Source organism: Bacillus sp. JNUCC-21, assembly GCF_041222765.1.
GTDB lineage: Bacteria > Bacillota > Bacilli > Bacillales > Bacillaceae > Bacillus > Bacillus velezensis.
Window position 1 is genome coordinate 2,763,441 of the sequence record NZ_CP166019.1, and the last position, 16,994, is coordinate 2,780,434.

The 16,994-nt window shown below is 46.1% G+C and carries 18 protein-coding genes and 1 other annotated feature; of the genes, 2 read left to right on the top strand and 16 right to left on the bottom strand.

The annotated features are described in order from the left end of the window. Window position 1: 1 nt before the first annotated feature. Genes JNUCC21_RS13810 through JNUCC21_RS13820 form a run of 3 tightly spaced genes read right to left on the bottom strand, consistent with a single transcriptional unit; the run spans window position 2 to window position 2,330 of the window. On the bottom strand, window positions 2–925 hold the full coding sequence (locus tag JNUCC21_RS13810; RefSeq protein WP_015240277.1) for an O-acetylserine dependent cystathionine beta-synthase: 924 nt from the start codon (window positions 923–925) through the stop codon (window positions 2–4). 47 nt (window positions 926–972) lie between these two features. Continuing rightward, window positions 973–1,668: a 5'-methylthioadenosine/S-adenosylhomocysteine nucleosidase gene (mtnN, locus tag JNUCC21_RS13815; RefSeq protein ID WP_007612774.1), complete on the bottom strand. Its 696-nt coding sequence runs from the start codon at window positions 1,666–1,668 to the stop codon at window positions 973–975. Between the two features lie 20 nt (window positions 1,669–1,688). Next, window positions 1,689–2,330 (bottom strand): class I SAM-dependent methyltransferase, encoded by a 642-nt coding sequence (locus tag JNUCC21_RS13820; protein WP_369878221.1) that lies wholly within the window; start codon window positions 2,328–2,330, stop codon window positions 1,689–1,691. Window positions 2,331–2,513: 183 nt separating this feature from the next. Between JNUCC21_RS13820 and JNUCC21_RS13825 the strand changes: the two genes are divergently transcribed. Further along, window positions 2,514–2,717 (top strand): YrzA family protein, encoded by a 204-nt coding sequence (locus JNUCC21_RS13825; RefSeq protein WP_007612782.1) that lies wholly within the window; start codon window positions 2,514–2,516, stop codon window positions 2,715–2,717. Between the two features lie 39 nt (window positions 2,718–2,756). Here JNUCC21_RS13825 and JNUCC21_RS13830 read toward each other — a convergent pair whose 3' ends face one another. The 13 genes from JNUCC21_RS13830 to JNUCC21_RS13890 all read right to left on the bottom strand — a co-directional run bounded on the left by JNUCC21_RS13830 (window position 2,757) and on the right by JNUCC21_RS13890 (window position 16,042). Beyond that, complete coding sequence (locus tag JNUCC21_RS13830) at window positions 2,757–3,473, bottom strand: YrrS family protein (protein WP_014418462.1); 717 nt, start codon at window positions 3,471–3,473, stop codon at window positions 2,757–2,759. Window positions 3,474–3,536: 63 nt separating this feature from the next. Beyond that, on the bottom strand, window positions 3,537–5,291 hold the full coding sequence (locus tag JNUCC21_RS13835) for a penicillin-binding protein 2 (protein ID WP_029326055.1): 1,755 nt from the start codon (window positions 5,289–5,291) through the stop codon (window positions 3,537–3,539). 53 nt (window positions 5,292–5,344) lie between these two features. After that, the gene (gene greA, locus JNUCC21_RS13840; protein WP_003152766.1) at window positions 5,345–5,818 is read right to left on the bottom strand and encodes a transcription elongation factor GreA; all 474 of its coding nucleotides are present in this window, start codon (window positions 5,816–5,818) and stop codon (window positions 5,345–5,347) included. A gap of 253 nt (window positions 5,819–6,071) precedes the next feature. Then, window positions 6,072–6,707: a uridine kinase gene (gene udk / locus JNUCC21_RS13845; RefSeq protein WP_003152763.1), complete on the bottom strand. Its 636-nt coding sequence runs from the start codon at window positions 6,705–6,707 to the stop codon at window positions 6,072–6,074. Window positions 6,708–6,713: 6 nt separating this feature from the next. Continuing rightward, window positions 6,714–7,982 carry a U32 family peptidase gene (locus JNUCC21_RS13850; protein WP_003152759.1) on the bottom strand — a complete coding sequence of 423 codons (1,269 nt, stop codon included), beginning with the start codon at window positions 7,980–7,982 and terminating at the stop codon, window positions 6,714–6,716. A 17-nt stretch (window positions 7,983–7,999) separates the two neighbouring features. Then, window positions 8,000–8,929, bottom strand: a complete 930-nt coding sequence (locus JNUCC21_RS13855) for a peptidase U32 family protein (protein WP_007408214.1) — start codon at window positions 8,927–8,929, stop codon at window positions 8,000–8,002. Window positions 8,930–8,935: 6 nt separating this feature from the next. Continuing rightward, window positions 8,936–9,589: an O-methyltransferase gene (locus JNUCC21_RS13860; RefSeq protein WP_007612793.1), complete on the bottom strand. Its 654-nt coding sequence runs from the start codon at window positions 9,587–9,589 to the stop codon at window positions 8,936–8,938. 151 nt (window positions 9,590–9,740) lie between these two features. Next, window positions 9,741–10,832 carry an endolytic transglycosylase MltG gene (gene mltG / locus JNUCC21_RS13865; RefSeq protein WP_007408212.1) on the bottom strand — a complete coding sequence of 364 codons (1,092 nt, stop codon included), beginning with the start codon at window positions 10,830–10,832 and terminating at the stop codon, window positions 9,741–9,743. 110 nt (window positions 10,833–10,942) lie between these two features. Then, window positions 10,943–11,224, bottom strand: coding sequence for a DUF1292 domain-containing protein (locus tag JNUCC21_RS13870; protein ID WP_003152751.1), 282 nt, complete (start codon window positions 11,222–11,224; stop codon window positions 10,943–10,945). A 12-nt stretch (window positions 11,225–11,236) separates the two neighbouring features. Then, window positions 11,237–11,653, bottom strand: coding sequence for a Holliday junction resolvase RuvX (gene ruvX / locus JNUCC21_RS13875; RefSeq protein WP_003152750.1), 417 nt, complete (start codon window positions 11,651–11,653; stop codon window positions 11,237–11,239). Window positions 11,654–11,661: 8 nt separating this feature from the next. Continuing rightward, window positions 11,662–11,928 carry an IreB family regulatory phosphoprotein gene (locus JNUCC21_RS13880; RefSeq protein ID WP_012118070.1) on the bottom strand — a complete coding sequence of 89 codons (267 nt, stop codon included), beginning with the start codon at window positions 11,926–11,928 and terminating at the stop codon, window positions 11,662–11,664. 84 nt (window positions 11,929–12,012) lie between these two features. After that, window positions 12,013–14,649: an alanine--tRNA ligase gene (gene alaS / locus JNUCC21_RS13885; RefSeq protein WP_369878223.1), complete on the bottom strand. Its 2,637-nt coding sequence runs from the start codon at window positions 14,647–14,649 to the stop codon at window positions 12,013–12,015. 80 nt (window positions 14,650–14,729) lie between these two features. Then, window positions 14,730–14,937 (bottom strand) — a binding site (T-box leader). 43 nt (window positions 14,938–14,980) lie between these two features. Beyond that, on the bottom strand, window positions 14,981–16,042 hold the full coding sequence (locus JNUCC21_RS13890; RefSeq protein WP_007408210.1) for an AI-2E family transporter: 1,062 nt from the start codon (window positions 16,040–16,042) through the stop codon (window positions 14,981–14,983). Window positions 16,043–16,261: 219 nt separating this feature from the next. On the opposite strand from JNUCC21_RS13890, the gene JNUCC21_RS13895 reads away from it, so the two are divergent. Next, complete coding sequence (locus JNUCC21_RS13895) at window positions 16,262–16,990, top strand: amino acid ABC transporter ATP-binding protein (protein WP_369878224.1); 729 nt, start codon at window positions 16,262–16,264, stop codon at window positions 16,988–16,990. The last annotated feature ends 4 nt before the right edge of the window (window positions 16,991–16,994 follow it).

The window sequence follows — 16,994 nt, forward strand, 5'->3', positions numbered from 1 at the left end:
CTTACTGGCCTCCTTGAAAAATGTTTTTGCTTATATATCGATCGCTGCCGTCAGGGAAAATAGTGACGATATTTGATCCGGCGGGCGCTTTTTTCGCTTCTTCAAGCGCTGCATAAAGAGCCGCCCCTGAAGAGCTTCCGATTAAGAGGCCTTCTTTCTCAGCCGCTTCTCTGACAAGCGAAAACGCCGTATCGTCTTCCACCGTGTAAATGGCGTCAAAATGGTTCTCGTCCATATAATCCGGGATAAACTCCATGCCGATGCCTTCCGTTTTATGGGCATGCGGCTCTCCTCCGTTCAGGATCGAGCCTTCTGGTTCAACGATCACCGTTTTGACGGCAGGATTTTTCTCCTTTAAATAAGCTGCCGTACCGGCAAAGGTGCCGCCGGAACCCGCTCCTGCGACAAAAGCGTGGATATCCCCGCCGAGTGCGTTCCATATTTCGGGTCCGATCGTTTTATAGTAAGTCAATGGATTTACTTGGTTTTTAAATTGCAGAACGGCATAAGAATTATTAATCTCTCTCTCCAGTTCAAGCGCTTTTCGGATGGCTCCCTGCATGCCTTCTTCTCTCGGCGTATGCACGATGTCCGCTCCGAGAGCTTTCATAATTTGCTGCTTTTCTCTGCTGAAATGCTCCGGGACGCAAAAAACGGCGCGAAGCTGATGCTTTCTGGCGCACAGAGCGAGTCCGATCCCGGTGTTTCCGGCAGTCGCCTCAATGATAACGCCGCCCGGTTTCACCTTTCCCGTGCGAAGCGCATCTTCAATGAGCATCCCGCCCAGCCTGTCTTTAATGCTTCCGCCCGGATTCATCATCTCAAGCTTAGCATAAACCGCTGTTCCCTCCGGTATATCAAAATGCTTGAGACGGAGCAGCGGTGTATTTCCGATCAGTTCTGTAATATCTGTTATCACGTTCAATATATGTCCTCCTCCTGGAAAAGCGGAGGAGAACGAGAATCCCCCGCTTAGTGAATTCGTTTGATGACATTCAGGACAAGCTCAGTTGAATGAACAGCAGCCTGTTCTAAAAATTTATCAAATGAAACGTCAGATTCTTTTCCGGCAATATCAGATAAAGCTCTGATGACAACAAAAGGCGTTTTGAACTGGTGGCACACCTGCGCGACAGCCGCAGCTTCCATCTCAACTGCGTACAAATCCGCAAATTTGGCGCGTACGTCTTCAACCCGCTTCGGATCATTCATAAAAGAATCTCCCGTAGCGATTGTGCCTTTGGCGACTTGAATGCCGTTCAGTTCAGAAACCGCTTCCTCAGTAATGCTGATCAGCTTTTCATCAGCTTTGTATGCTGCCGGAAGACCCGGCACCTGTCCGTATTCATAGTCAAACGCCGTCACATCCACGTCATGATGGCGGACATCTGTTGAGATGACGACGTCGCCTACATTCAATGTATGATGAAAACCGCCCGCTGAGCCTGTGTTAATCACATAATCAGGTTTGAAACGGTCAAGCAGAAGCGTCGTGCTGATCGCCGCGTTGACTTTCCCGATACCTGATTTCAGCAAGATGACTTCGATGCCTTCATAGCTGCCAGTTGTAAACTCACAGTGAGCGATCATCTCTTGTTTTGCGTCTTTCAGTTTGCTTCTTAAAATCGTAACTTCCTCTTCCATTGCTCCGATGACTGCCAGTTTCATTTATACACAATCCCTTCGATTTACCGTTTAATCGCCTCCATTATCCAGACAAAGTCATTTTGCTGCGTAAACCGCGCGGCAAATCCCTCTTCTGAAAAGATGTTTTTCATTGTCGCGAGTGTCGGATAATGTTCCGTCTTTAAATCGTCCGCTAATTGATGATAGCCCTTTCGGCTTGCTTTTTGAATGGCTTCATTATAAGCTTCATGATCTTTAAAGACAGTATCGGCAAACACTATTTTATCATGCTTCTGAAGGATTGCGCCATACTGCTTTACAGCCGTTCGCTTTTCTTCATCGGTTAAATGATGAAAGGCGTACGAGCTGACGATGGTATCTATTTGAAAAGGCGGAGCGGGAAACTCCAGAAAATCTCCGTCACTGAACACGGCTTTGTCAGAAAGCTTGTCAGCCGCCAGTTTTCTCATTGACGGAGACGGTTCTACACCAAACACCTTTTTGTGCGCGGCGGCTAATTTCGCCGTTAAATTCCCCGTTCCCGGTCCGAACTCTAAAACGTTTGAACCTGAAAGTGCGACAATGCTGTCAAGAATATTGTCATATCCTTTAAAAACAGCAGAATATTGTTTGTCAGCCCCGTGCACTGTGGCGTCATAAGTCGCAGCCCAATCTTCAAATAAAGGAATAAATTCACGGCCCATATTTTTCACTCTCCATATTTTATAATTCCTATGAGTATAGTATGGATTAATCGTGGAACAGTTCCTATCCTATCACAAAAAAGAATGGAAGGGTACTAAAATACTTTGGGATTATTGCGCAATTACGGCAGAAAGGCTTATACTTTCATTGACTCAGAAGAAAAATCAGGAGGATCTGTACTGATGAATTTTCAATTGGATTTAATCAAAGATAAAGTAGAATTTTTCGAAGCGACATCTTTGCAGGAGCTTGAAAAGAAAATAAACGTTCAGATTGAAAACAACCAGGCGATTATGCTTCGCGTCCGTTCCGTATCCCATCAGGTGACGGCCGTTGACGGCAGAATCCTTTACAGCGCGTCGGTGCATTTTTCAGCTGACGTATGACAGAAAAAAGCAGCTGAATAATCAGCTGCTTTTTTGCGGTTATTTTAAGGTTTCTACTTTTGTCGGCTTCCAGCCTTTTTTGTCTTTCCAAGTGATGGTGACCTGATACTTTTTGCCGTTCGTTTTGTCTAAAACTTTACCCTTCGCATCTTGCGGACTTCCATTGTTTCCGAGCCACAGCACTGTCATATGGTCTTTTGACACGCCGGTTGCGTAAGAGATGGCGTCAAGCATTTCGGCCCAGTCTTCAGAGCTTGAGTCATACGTCGCCGCATGTTCTCCCGTCTGCTTTGTGCCGACCGCTTTCCATTTTGGGTTAACAATTGTTTTCTCGACATCGCTTGATGAACCGCCCTCTGTTATTTTTGCGCCTTTAAAAGGATCGCTTGAATCAGAGTCTTTTTTGCTGCTGTCATCACTTTTCGATGAATCATCGTCTTTTTTGCTGTCAGAGTCTGAAGATGAATCAGATGTGTCCTTATCTTGTTTATCTTTTTTGTCATCGTCTGATGCCGTATCTTTTTTGCTGTCTTTTATGTCTTCATCCGATGTCTGCTTCGTCTTGCCTGATGCAGGTGTTTCCTGCTTCTGGCTCGTGTCCGCTTTTTCGCTCACGTCGCCCGACGGACTGTTGATGAAGAGGCTGACGGCAACGACGACAATAAGAATAGATACGATAGCAATTAAAATGTTAAGCACCATATTTGCTTTTCTGCGCTTATCACGGTTTTCAAAACGAGATTGTTTATTGCTCAATCATTCTGCACTCCTTTATCCCTCTTGCTCAGCATATATTTTAACATGGGCTGAGCGGTTGTTCTATGTCTGATTTATTTCATTTTCATGTACCTTTTTAACAATATCATAAAACACTGTATTTGTCAGAGCCTTATCCCCCGGCGTGTCCATGTGCAGCACCACGAGAGCGTATTTCGGCTTGTCCGCGGGAAAGTATCCCGCAAACCATTTGTGGTAAAGCGTCTGTTTTTCTTTTGTGAACATTCCCGTCTGGGCCGTTCCCGATTTGCCTGCTATCTCATACGGCAGATCCTGAAACCTTCGGCCGGTTCCTTTCGGTGAGGTGACGACTTCTCTGAGAATTTTTTGAAGCTGCTGAGCCGTATATTTGTCGATGTTTTCCCCTTTTAACGGCTGATCTTTGAATGACGCCATCGTCGTTTTGTTTTTGTATTCAATTTTGTCCGCGATTTTGACTTGTTTTTTTTCACCGCCGCGCGCGATCGCCGCCATCATATTGGCGACTTCAAGAGGCGTGACTTTCACGTTTTTTTGCCCGATCGCCGTCTGTGCGACGGCTTTTTTTACGGTTTTGTCTTTGTCATCTCCCCAAATGACCCCGTTTTTTTCATTATACAGCTGCCTGAATCCGTCTTCCCGGTACAGCTTGCCTTCCCAGCCCGCCCGCTGGGTGAGACCGAGTTTTTCCGCCATGTTTTCAATAACGGAATCATCTTTTTTGATCAATTTTTCCGCAAGACTTGTAAACGTATAATTGCAGCTTTGGGCAAAGCTTTCTCCAAAACTGAGCGTGCCTTTGTCATCCCCCGGCTCTCCGTACAGGTTGAGATTGCAGTTAAAGGATGTGCCCGGCTTCACTTCGTTTTGTTCTATTGCGGCTGCGGCGATCACCGTTTTAAATACTGATCCCGGATAAATCGGCGTCAGCATGTAATTTTGCAGTGTCTGCTGCTTTGACATGTCGGCGTCAGGCTTTGATACCATTCCGAGCACACTGCTTTTTTCAATGTCTAAAAGGACGGCTCCCCCCTTTTTTAACCCGCGGTCTTTCAATACATCTTCCATTGCTTTTTGAATATTGCGGTCGATGGAGGTTTTGACTTGCAGCGGATAAAACGCGTTTGCTTCAGCCGTATATTTGACGTCCATTCCGAATAAAGGGTTTCCCCTTCCGTCGACATGATACAAAAGTTTTGTGTCCTGATCCGCCAGTAAAAACTCATCAAACGTCCGCTCCATCCCGCTTGTCCCGATCTTTGCCGTGATCGGCAGTTCCTTCCTGCCGGGGTATTTCTTTTTCAAAAGCTCAGGGTCCTGGTTTGTCGCGCCCAACAGATGAGCGGCTATGTTTGTTTCCTTGCTGTCTTTCATATATACGCCGTAAATGCCGGGATATTTCAAAGAATTGATATTTGACACGGATTGTTTCGTCAAATGTTTTATTTTTCTGCTGTTCAGGACCACCGGTTTTTTCGCTTCCGTGAGCAGCTGCCTGAGCTCCCCCTGTTTCATTCCGAGAATGTCTGATACCCGGTCAACCGGCCAATCCTGCGTCACGAGAAAGGGAAACAGTATGACGGCAGGCTGCTTTTTTCCGGTCAGTTCTTTGCCGTTCCGATCAAGAAAAGAGCCGCGTCCGTCTGAAATAAGGACTTCTTCCGTCCGCTGCTTGACGCTTTCCTGAATCAGATTAATATTGGATTTTGAAAAAGATTCTGTAAAAAACAGCTGAATTTCAGCCAGCCTCGCAAGCAGAAAGAAAAACACGAGCAGAAAACAAATCACGGCCGCTTTCAGCCTTTTTGATACGATCATAAAAAAACACCTCATCCACATTTTGGACGAGGTGTTTCATTGTTAAACGGATCTTATGAAATTTTCACAATTTTCACGAGCATTTCTCCGCCCGGCGTCTGAACTGTCACTTCTTCGTCCACTTTTCTGCCGAGCAGGCTTTTGGCGATTGGCGAGTCGTTTGAAATTTTCCCTTCAAACGGATCAGCTTCAGCGCTTCCGACAATCGTGTAAGATTCTTCTTCACCGTCCGGCAATTCGATGAATGATACGGTTTTTCCCAAACCGACTACATTTGAACCGCCGTCGTCCTCGATGATTTTCGCATTGCGGATCATGTTTTCAAGCGTCGTGATGCGCCCTTCCACAAATGCCTGTTCTTCTTTTGCAGAATCATACTCAGAGTTCTCTGACAGATCTCCGAAGCTTCTTGCGATTTTAATGCGTTCTACTACTTCTTTACGTTTAACCGTTTTCAATTGCTCTAATTCTTGTTCTAGTTTTTGTTTTCCTTCGTGAGTCATCGGAAAAACTTTTTCTTGTGCCATGTTCCTTCACTCCTTGGTGGTTGTCCCTCAACAATAACGTGTGATTATGTATGAGAGCATAAACGAAAAAATCAAGAATGAGAACACAGGGCAGTCCTCGTTCTTCTCTCCCATATAGGTACTGTTTATCTTAAACTGAATGTGTGTTTTCTGCAAATGTTTCGGTTTATAAACAGGGAAAGAAGGGAACTGTCTCATTCCCTTCCAGCCTATACATAATATGGTCTGAGTTATTTATGTCTATGCTATGGTATTACAAAATTGCATTTTGTTCAAGGATCGTTTGAATCTTCGTGACCATCAGATCAATCGCGACGTGGTTTTGTCCGCCTTCCGGAATAATGATGTCCGCGTAGCGTTTCGTCGGTTCAACAAACTGATTGTGCATCGGTCTGACGACGGACACATACTGCTCAATGACAGAATCGATTGAACGGCCTCTTTCGTTAATATCTCTCATAATCCGTCTGATGATACGGAGATCCGCGTCCGTGTCGACATAAAGTTTCATATCCATGAGGTCGCGAAGTCTTTTATCTTCGAGAACGAGAATGCCTTCCAGAATAATGACATCCTTCGGCTCAACCGGAATGGTTTCCTCAGAACGCGTATGCAGTTTATAATCATAAATCGGCTTTTCTATCGGCCGGTAATTCAAAAGCTCTTGAATATGCTCGATTAAATAGTCATTATCAAATGCGAGCGGGTGATCATAGTTTGTGTTCAGCCTTTCTTCAAACGGAAGATGGCTTTGGTCTTTATAATAAAGGTCTTGCTGGATCATTAAAATCGAGTGTCCTTTAAACTGTTCATAGATGGAACGGGTGACGCTTGTTTTTCCTGATCCGGAACCTCCTGCGATGCCTATAACTACAGGACTCTTACCCATTGGTGATTACTTCCCCTTTCTCATCATGTTGCTCGGATAAATCTTTTTGTCTACTTTAAATGTAACGATTTGCAGGGGATGGCGGGCAGCATCAAGCTCGTTTCCGTCTTCGTCCCAAATAGTGCCGATTGTGAATGTGAAATTGTCGATTTCAGGACCGAAAAATTCCACTTCGTCACCTTGTTTAAAGAAATTGCGCTGCTGGAGCGTCACCATTTGAGTTTCCTCGTTATACGCGAGCACGAGACCGGCAAAATCAAATGTTGTTTTCTTTCCGTGTTCACCGAACATCTGCTCTTCATACCCGGGCGTGCCTTCAAAGAAAGCAGGCGCGGTATCCCGGTTTGCACATTTGTCCAGCTCATCCAGCCATTCTTTTTGAATGACAAAGTTTTCAGGATCAGCGCAGTATGCGTCGATGACTTTGCGATACACGCTGACAACCGTCGCAACGTAATGAATCGATTTCATCCGGCCTTCAATTTTCAGGCTGTCGATACCCATCTCGATCATTTGCGGAATGGATTCAATCAATTTTAAATCTTTCGGGCTCATCGCAAACGGAGCGTCTTCTTCGTCATAGAGCGCGACCGCGTTTGCACCGTCTGTCTGATACAGATCATAATCCCAGCGGCAGGACTGACAGCAGCCGCCGCGGTTGGAATCCCGGGCCGTCATGTGATTGCTCAGCACGCATCGTCCTGAATAAGCGATACACATAGCGCCGTGGATAAAGGTTTCAATTTCAATATCCACCTTTTCCTTCATTTCTTTAATTTCCAGTCCGCTCGTTTCACGGGCAAGCACCACGCGGTCAAGCCCTTCTTCTTTCCAGAACTGCACCGCTTTCCAGTTGGAAAGGGACTGCTGTGTGCTGAGGTGAATTTCTACGTCCGGGGCCACTCTCCGGCATGTTTCAATAATCAGCGGATCAGCGACGATAATTCCGGCAACTTTTGCGTCTCCCAACGCTTTTAAGTATTCTTCCAGACCGTCCATATTTTCATTATGGGCGAAAATGTTTGTTGTCACATATATTTTTGCCCCGTATTTTTTGGCAAATTCTACGCCCTCTGCAATTTCTTCTATTGAGAAGTTATCCGCATTTGAGCGGAGTCCGTATTCCTGTCCTCCGATAAAAACCGCGTCCGCTCCGTAATGAACGGCAATTTTTAATTTTTCAAGGTTTCCTGCCGGAGCAAGGAGTTCAGGTTTTTTCGTAATGACGCGTTTTCCGTTTACGACTTTGGAAATGGTTTGATTTACGGCTGTCATCCGTTGCACCCTCCTTTTTAATAGACCGTTTCTTTAAAGAAGAATCCTGTGTCGATGCTTCTGTTCACAGGCTGAATGCTTTCAATCCGCTCTATCCAGCTCTCTTTTTTCTCTTCGTATGTCTCTCGGCTTTCGAAGCACAAATCGATTGCTTCTCTGTACATGCGGGTCACTTCAGTTAAGTATTCAGGAGACTTCAAAACTCCGTCGATTTTGAAAGAATCGATGCCGGCGTCCATCAGGTCCTCTAGTTCATCAATCATGCACACATCGTTCGGGCTCATGATGTGCGTGCCGTTTTCATCTTCAAAAATCGGGTATTTATTGCCCCGTTCCTTGTCATGCAGAAACATCCCCGCTTCTTTTTTCTTCTGTTCGATGTCCATGACTTTACCTTGATATTCGAAGTAATGGCCCACTAAAGAACGCTTCGATTGGAACATGCACGTCATGCCGTGGATTTGAATTTCAATTTCCACTTCGGCGTTTTCTTTTATGTCAATGATGCTGTCCATATTTAATTCCTTAGCCAGCACTGCCCGCCGTGCGCCTTTGCGTCCCCAGTAATTGCAGGAATAGTAGTTGGTTCCCGTTGTTTCCGTGCTCCAGTGCAGTTTAAGCTCGGGAGCCGCTTCACGCGCCGCCATTAAAACGGCCGGATCACCGAAAACAGCCGCATCAACGCCGGCCTCCTGCAAAAAGGCAAGATAGCCGTTCAGCTCGTCCACTTTTTCGTTGTGAAAAATAGCATTGACGGCGGCGTACACTTTCGCGCCTTCCTGATGAGCTGTCTTTACGGCTTCTTTTATATCTTCTCTTGAAAATTCACCGGCCAGTCTCAGGCCGTATCTCTGTTCTCCGACCAACAGGGCCGTTGCGCCCGCTTGAATGAGCGGAAGAATATCCTGTACAGAAGTCGGAGTCACCAAAAGTTCAGGTTTTTTCATGATCCTTCACCTCTTCTTTTTACTGATGGCGATGCCGTCTCCGACCGGCAGTATGACCGTTTGATAGTCAGGCCGGTCCATCAGCCATTGGTTATATTGATCAATTTTTTCAACAAGCTTCCGTCTTCTTTTCGGCTCAATGTCCGAGTGATTTTGTGCCACCAGCCCTTTAAACAGAACATTGTCCGTAAAAATGACTCCATCCGGCGCAAGCATCGGTTCATAGAGCTCAAAAAAGTTCGTGTACTGGCCTTTGGCCGCGTCGATAAAAATGGCATCATAAGGAGCCGTGACACGGACAGACTCAGAAAGTTCCAGCGCATCCCCGTGCATTACGTGAATCCGGTTTTCCATTTCAAAGTCTTTTATATTGTTCACAGCTTCTTCATAGCGTTTGTCGTCCCGTTCAATCGTGTAAATATTCGCATCCGGAAGCTCAAGCGCCATCCGTATGGCGGAATATCCGATTGCCGCGCCGATTTCCAAAATGTTTTTCGCCTGTTGAATCGACAGCATTTGAAGCAGCACTTCAATGCCCGCTTCTTCCATAATCGGAACATGGTGCTCTTTTGCATAGGCTTCAAGCTTTTTCACTTTATCAGGCCGAGGCTTCAGCATCGCGTTTATATACTCGTTTATTTGTTCATACCGATCATTCACGGCAAACAGCCTCCGTTCTAAAAAGGAGTGCCCCTGACGAATCCGCGGGGACACTCTCTTAAGACACTTCTTTATCCATAAGTAAACAACCCGATATATTTTATCATAAAACCTTTCAGAATGGAATAAAAGGAGAGCTTTTGCCCTCCTTTTATTCGCTGTCTTTTTTGGAAATATACTTTTCCTTCGCTTTATTATGGTCTTTTAATGTTTTGGTGAAAACAACCTCACCGTTTGATTTTGCAAGGAAATAGAGATAATCCGTTTTGTCAGGGCGGAGAGCCGCTTCCCATGATGAATCACCGGCATTTGCAATCGGTCCCGGCGGCAGCCCCTTATGTTTATACGTATTAAACGGAGAATCAATTTTCAGGTCTTTGTAGTAGACCCGGCTTTTATGCTTACCGGCCGCATATAATACCGTCGGGTCAGTCTGCAGCGGCATTTTTTCTTCGAGCCTGTTGTAAAAAACGCTGGCGATTTTGTGACGGTCGGCTTTGGCGGTGGCTTCTTCTTCAATTAGCGATGCCATTGTCAGCGCGTTATGGACGGAAAGTTTCTTTTTTTCCAGTTCAGATTTATATGTTTCGATACGGGTGTTTGTTTCCTGAACCATTGCCGTCAAAATCGTGTCAAGCGATGCATCCGGATCATTAAAAGGATATGTGGCCGGATACAGATAGCCTTCGAGCGGATGCTTGAGCTTCTTGTTTGAAAGCGCGTCCGTTATCGTATCAGGAAACTGTTTCTTCAGTTTGCCGATGAATGTTTTGTCATCCAGTTTCGCCATGATCTCTTCTTTTGAATATGATGTTTCTTTTGCGATCGCATCCGCAATCTGCGTAAGCTGTTTTCCTTCAGGAACGGAGATCTGAAAAGCATATCCCGTTGATCCCGCGGTCAGTTTTTTGATAATCGCATCCGCATCCATTCCTTTATTCAGGTGGTAAAATCCCGCCTGAAATCCGGAAGCGCCTTTATACTTCACATACAGCTGAAATGCTTTTTTGCTTTTGATGACATGCTGATCCTCAAGAATTTCAGCGATTGCCGAAACGGAAGAACCGCTCGGAATATTAATATTGACTGCCGTTTTGCTGCCTTTGTCAACCGGAGACAGCAGAGATTTTCCATAGAAAAAAGCACCGCAAATGATGATAAGCAGAGCGATCACGGAGGACAGTATTATCGTCGTTTTTTTGTTTTTACGCGGAAATGAATGTTTAGTCTGATTGATATTCATACAAGTATTTTCCTCCCAACAGCTCTTATACTACATGATTCATGTGCATTCGGCAATTTATTACAAAAAAAAGCCGAAGCACATATGCGCTCCGGCTTTTTCCGTTCATTTTATTCTTCGTCTTCTTCCGCTAAAAACGTGTTCAGCGTTTCTTCGATCATTTCCCACTCTTCATCGGTTTCAATCGGCATCAGTTCGCCGTCTTCACCATTTTCGTTCGGTTCGAAGCTTGAAGCGTGAATTTCGATTTCATCATCGTCTTGAGCATCAATCGGATAATAAAGTACGTAAGATTTGTTGAATGTGTCGTTTTCAAATGTGAACAGCACTTCGCAAAGCTGTTCGTTGCCTTGATCATCGACAATTGTAATGTGTTTTTCGCCGTGTTCCATTTTTTTCACCTCTTAGTTTAAACTGTCCAGATATCCTTGAAGGATCATGACAGCCGCCATTTTATCAATGACTTTTTTTCGTTTTTGCCTGCTGACGTCAGCCGCGATCAGCATTTTTTCAGCCGCCATCGTCGTCAGACGCTCGTCCCACAGCACAACAGGGACATTGTACGCTGTTTCAAGCAGTTTCGCAAATGTTTGGCTGGCTTCGCCTCTCGGACCGATCGTCCCGTTCATGTTTTTCGGAAAACCGAGCACGATCTTCTCTACATTATAGTCTTTCATCAGCTCGGATAAACGGTCCAGACCGTAATCTCCTTCAGCCTCGTTTATTTTTATCGTCTCAATGCCTTGAGCGGTCCAGCCCATTTCATCGCTTAAAGCTACGCCGAGTGTTTTCGTTCCAAGATCAAGTCCCAATATTCTCATGAATGTATTTACGCCTCTTTATGCTGTTCTAGATAGGATTTTACCAATTCCTCAATTAATTCGTCACGTTCCAGTTTGCGAATTAAGTTCCGGGCGTCGCGATGCCTAGGAATGTATGCAGGATCTCCAGACAGCAAGTATCCGACAATCTGGTTGATAGGATTGTACCCCTTTTCCTGAAGCGCATCATATACCGTATTCAGCACTTCTTCGACGTTTGTTTCAGCAGAATCATCGGAGAAATTAAATTTCATCGTTTTATCAAACGAGCTCACCGTTTTGCACCTCTTTCCCAAATTCGCAGGCAAAGTTCAGCCTGAGGTCCTCATCTTATCATCATTCTACACTACTTGAAAGGATTATAAAACGGATTTTATCCAATCTACCGCAGATGCGAGCGCCTCTTCCAATTTTTCAGGCTGCTTTCCGCCGGCCTGTGCCATGTCCGGACGGCCTCCGCCTCCGCCTCCGCAGACTTCAGCCGCTTGTTTGACCATTTTGCCGGCATGAAGGCCTTTTTCGATCAGGTCTTTCGTCACGCCTGCTGAAAGGTTGACTTTCTCATTTTGCACGGCGCCGAGAATGATGACCGCAGAACCGAGCTTCGCTTTCAGATCATCCACCATAGTGCGAAGGTGGTTCATGTCTTTCGCATTTACTTTTTCAGCCAGCACTTTTACGCCGCCGATGTCTTTTACTTTAGACAGAATGGCTCCGGCTTCCACATTGCCGAGTTTGCTGAGCAATGATTCATTTTCTCTTTGCGCTTCCTTCAGCTCCGCTTGAAGAGACTGAATTCGCTTCGGTACGTCTTTTACGTTTGATTTCAGCTCGTCCGCAGCGTGCTGCAGAAGGGTGAGCTGGCTGTTCATTTCCTGATAAGCGCCTTTTCCTGTTACGGCTTCAATTCTTCGCGTCCCTGCGCCGATCCCTGATTCGGATACGATTTTAAACAGGCCGATTTCAGCCGTATTCGTGACATGGCATCCGCCGCAAAGCTCAAGGCTGTAATCTCCGACTTGTACGACGCGGACGATATCGCCGTATTTCTCGCCGAACAGGGCCATCGCGCCCATTTCTTTCGCTTCATTGATCGGTTTCAAATCAATCGCTACCGGAATGCTCTCCCAGATTTTTTCGTTGACGATTCCTTCAATGCGTTCAAGTTCTTCTTTCGTCACTTGACCGAAATGAGAGAAGTCAAAACGCAGGCGATTTTCGGTAACGAGTGAACCCGCTTGGTTGACATGTGTGCCGAGAACGTCTTTCAGCGCCTGGTGCAGAAGGTGGGTAGCCGTATGGTTTTTCACCACGCCGCTTCTCATTTGATCTTCAACTTCAGCCGTCACGCTTGCGCCTTTTTGAATCGTGCCGCTATCCACCGTGCCTTCGTGTACATGCTGACCGTTCGGAGCTTTTTTCACGTCTTTAATGGTTACGACAGCCTGCTCGCTTCTCAGCACTCCTCTGTCACCGATCTGTCCGCCGCTTTCAGCATAGAAAGGCGTTTTGTCAAGAAGGATTTGGACGGTATCCCCTTCATGCGCATCGCTGATTAATTGCCCGTCATGAAGAAGCTCGATCACCTTCGCTTCAGCTTTTACGGCACTGTAGCCGACAAATGTGCTTTCTGCGGTAATGTCGCGCAACGCGCCGCCCTGAACCTGCATGCTTCCTACATCTTGGCGCGCATTTCTCGCCCGTTCACGCTGTTTTTCCATTTCGGCTTCAAAGCCTTTATGGTCAACCGTCATTTGCTCATCTTCCGCGTATTCCTCCGTCAATTCAACCGGGAATCCGTACGTATCGTACAGTTTGAATACGTCTTTTCCGGAGATGATGCCGCTGCCTTTTTCCTTCTCTTTCTTTATCACGTCGGATAAAATGGCCAGACCTTCGTTTAATGTTTCGTGGAAGCGCTCTTCCTCCGTTTTGATGACTTTGGCGATAAACTCTTGCTTTTCTTTCACCTCCGGATAGAAAGCGTCCATAATTCCTGCAACAGTCGGTACCAGCTCGTACATAAACGGACGGCTGATACCGATGGTTTTCGCGTATCGCACTGCCCGGCGCAAGAGGCGTCTCAGTACATACCCGCGCCCTTCGTTCGAAGGCAGCGCCCCGTCGCTTACCGCAAATGCGACCGTTCTGATATGATCGGCGATCACTTTAAAGGCCGTATCCTTCACTGCGTCCTTTCCGTAAGCATCTCCGGAAATGCGCTCTGTTGCTTCAATAATCGGCATAAACAAATCAGTGTCAAAGTTTGTCGGGACATCCTGAATCACGGAGACCATCCGTTCAAGCCCCATGCCCGTATCAATGTTTTTCTTCGGAAGCGGTGTGTACGTGCCGTCCGGGTTGTGGTTGAACTCTGAGAATACCAGGTTCCATACTTCAAGATAACGATCATTTTCGCCGCCCGGATACAATTCAGAATCTGACGGGTCATTGCCGTATTTCTCGCCGCGGTCATAGAAAATTTCCGTATTCGGTCCGCTCGGGCCTTCGCCGATATCCCAGAAGTTCCCTTCCAGACGGATGATTCTTTCTTCCGGAACGCCGATTTTTTCCGCCCATAGCGTATAAGCTTCTTCATCCTCAGGGTGAACCGTTACAGACAGCAGCTCCGAATCAAAGCCGATCCACTTTTCGCTCGTTAAAAACTCCCATGCCCATGTGATCGCTTCTTCTTTAAAATAATCACCGATGGAAAAGTTTCCGAGCATCTCAAAGAACGTGTGGTGGCGCGCCGTTTTCCCCACATTTTCAATATCATTTGTTCGGATTGATTTTTGCGCGTTTACAATTCTCGGATTCTCCGGCACAACGCGGCCGTCAAAGTATTTTTTCAGCGTCGCAACGCCGCTGTTGATCCATAATAAAGACGGATCTTCATGCGGAACCAATGAGGCGCTCGGTTCAACGGCATGGCCTTTTTCTTTAAAGAAATCTAAAAACATTTGACGCACTTCAGCAGAAGTTAAGTGTTTCATCTATATTCCTCCTTATCACTACCCGAAATTCTCTTTTGCGACAGCAAAAAAGCTCTCTCCCTATGCAAACCATGCGTTCACACAGGGACGAGAGCTGTCTCGCGGTACCACCCTGATTACAGGCCGAAAAAGGCCTGTCACCTTTCATCCCGTAACGCAGGACTGCGGCAGCCTTTAACTGCACTCAGGATTAGCTTCCGCCGATCTTCTGCTGAAGCTCCTTTCAGCGTATCGGAGCTTCTCTCTTAAACAGGGCTTCGGCGTACTCATATCCGTCACTCGAGATTCGTATGTATTCTACTCGAAATTATAGACAAGCAGAACCCGAATGTCAATGTTCCGTCCTGATCCGCAAAAAGTGTATGGCCGTCACTTTTAAAACGGCTGCCGCCGGAACAGCGAGAATCATGCCGGGAATGCCCGCGAGCTCTCCGCCGGCAAGGAGCGCCAGCATGATCACGACGGGGTGCATTCTGAGACTGCGCCCGACAATAAGCGGGCTCAAAATGTTTCCTTCTATAAATTGCAGAATAAAAATCGTGACGATTACGATGATCACAGCTTTAGCAGAAATCGCCAGCGCAAGGAGCAGCGCCGGTACAGCGCCGATAAACGGACCGAAATACGGGATGACATTCGTAATCCCGATGGCAAGACCCAAAATCAGCGGATAAGGAAGCCCGAACAGCCAAAATGAAACGCCGGCTATTAGCCCGAGCAAAAAACAAACGAGAAGCTGACCGCGGATGTAATCACCGAGAGAGTCGTCTACATCCCGCAGAAATTCACTCCCCCTTTTTCTCCAGGACTTCGGCGTCAAATACCAGACTGTCTTTTTCATGACGTCTATATCCTTCACCATATAGAACACGAGAAAAGGAATCGTCGCCGCGATCAGGATATAATCAAGCACGAAACGGATGCTTCTGATCGTGCTTTCAATCGTGCCGGCAAGAAACGTTTCTGTCTGCTGAATCATTTTGTCCATTCGATGGTGCATGCCGTCAGGCCAATGATCCGTGTGATTATGCAGATGCTTCAGCATGCTGTTGTAGTTTTTGGCAAGACCGGGAATGCTCTCAGACAGATCCTGCAGCTGTTCAATTAAAACAGGAACCCCTTTATAAACCCCCCAGCCGATTCCGCCGAAAAACAGGCAATAAATCAGAAGCAGGCTTAAAGTTCTAGGCATCCCTTTTCTATGAAGCCATTCAGTAATCGGAAGTAAAAGATAAGCAATAAATACTGCGATGAATATAGGAATAAAGAGAGATTTTATAACAAGCCAAATGGGAGACCATAACATATCGAGCATGCAAAAGACATACACTGTTAACAAAACGAGCAGACATACAGCCGTCCACATTAAGAGCTGCAGCGGTTTTTGAAGCATGACGTTTCACCTCTTGCTTTATCTTTTGACAGAAAGCCGGAATTATTCCCGTTTCATAAACTCCGCCTTATGACGCAGACCTCTTGACGGAAATAATTATCAGAAATTACGAAATAATCTAAATAATATTCATAAAAATCTGTATAACCATCGTAATGTGTTAAAGGATTTCAAAAACTGCCCAGTCAATATGACTCATGTTTTTTAAGGAGGATGGCCATGATTTCATTTCAGGATGTAAATAAGCACTACGGACATTTCCACGTGCTGAAAAACATTAATCTGCACATTAAAAAAGGGGAAGTCGTCGTTATCATCGGACCTTCAGGATCGGGAAAAAGCACGCTTCTCCGCTGCATTAATCAGCTGGAAACAGTTGATGGAGGCGCCTTAACGGTAAACGGCGTCTCCATCCATGACAAGAAAACGGATATAAATAAGGTCCGCCGCAATATCGGCATGGTGTTCCAGCATTTTCATCTGTACCCGCACAAAACCGTTCTGCAAAACATCATGCTCGCACCGATCAAAGTGCTTAAGCAATCAAAAGAAGAAGCAAAAGAAACGGCCTTATACTATTTGAAAAAAGTCGGTATACCGGAAAAAGCGGACGCTTATCCTTCACAGCTTTCCGGCGGCCAGCAGCAGCGTGTCGCCATCGCCAGGGGGCTTGCGACGAAGCCCGAAATTATGCTGTTTGATGAACCCACATCCGCGCTTGACCCGGAAATGATCGGGGAAGTGCTGGATGTCATGAAAACACTCGCAAAGGAAGGCATGACCATGGCAGTCGTCACACATGAAATGGGATTCGCAAAAGAAGTGGCGGACCGCATCGTGTTTATCGACGGCGGAGCCATCTTAGAAGAAGCTGCACCGGCTGAATTTTACGAAAGCCCCCGTGAAGAGAGGGCGCGTTTATTCTTAAGCCGTATTTTAAATCACTGAAAAG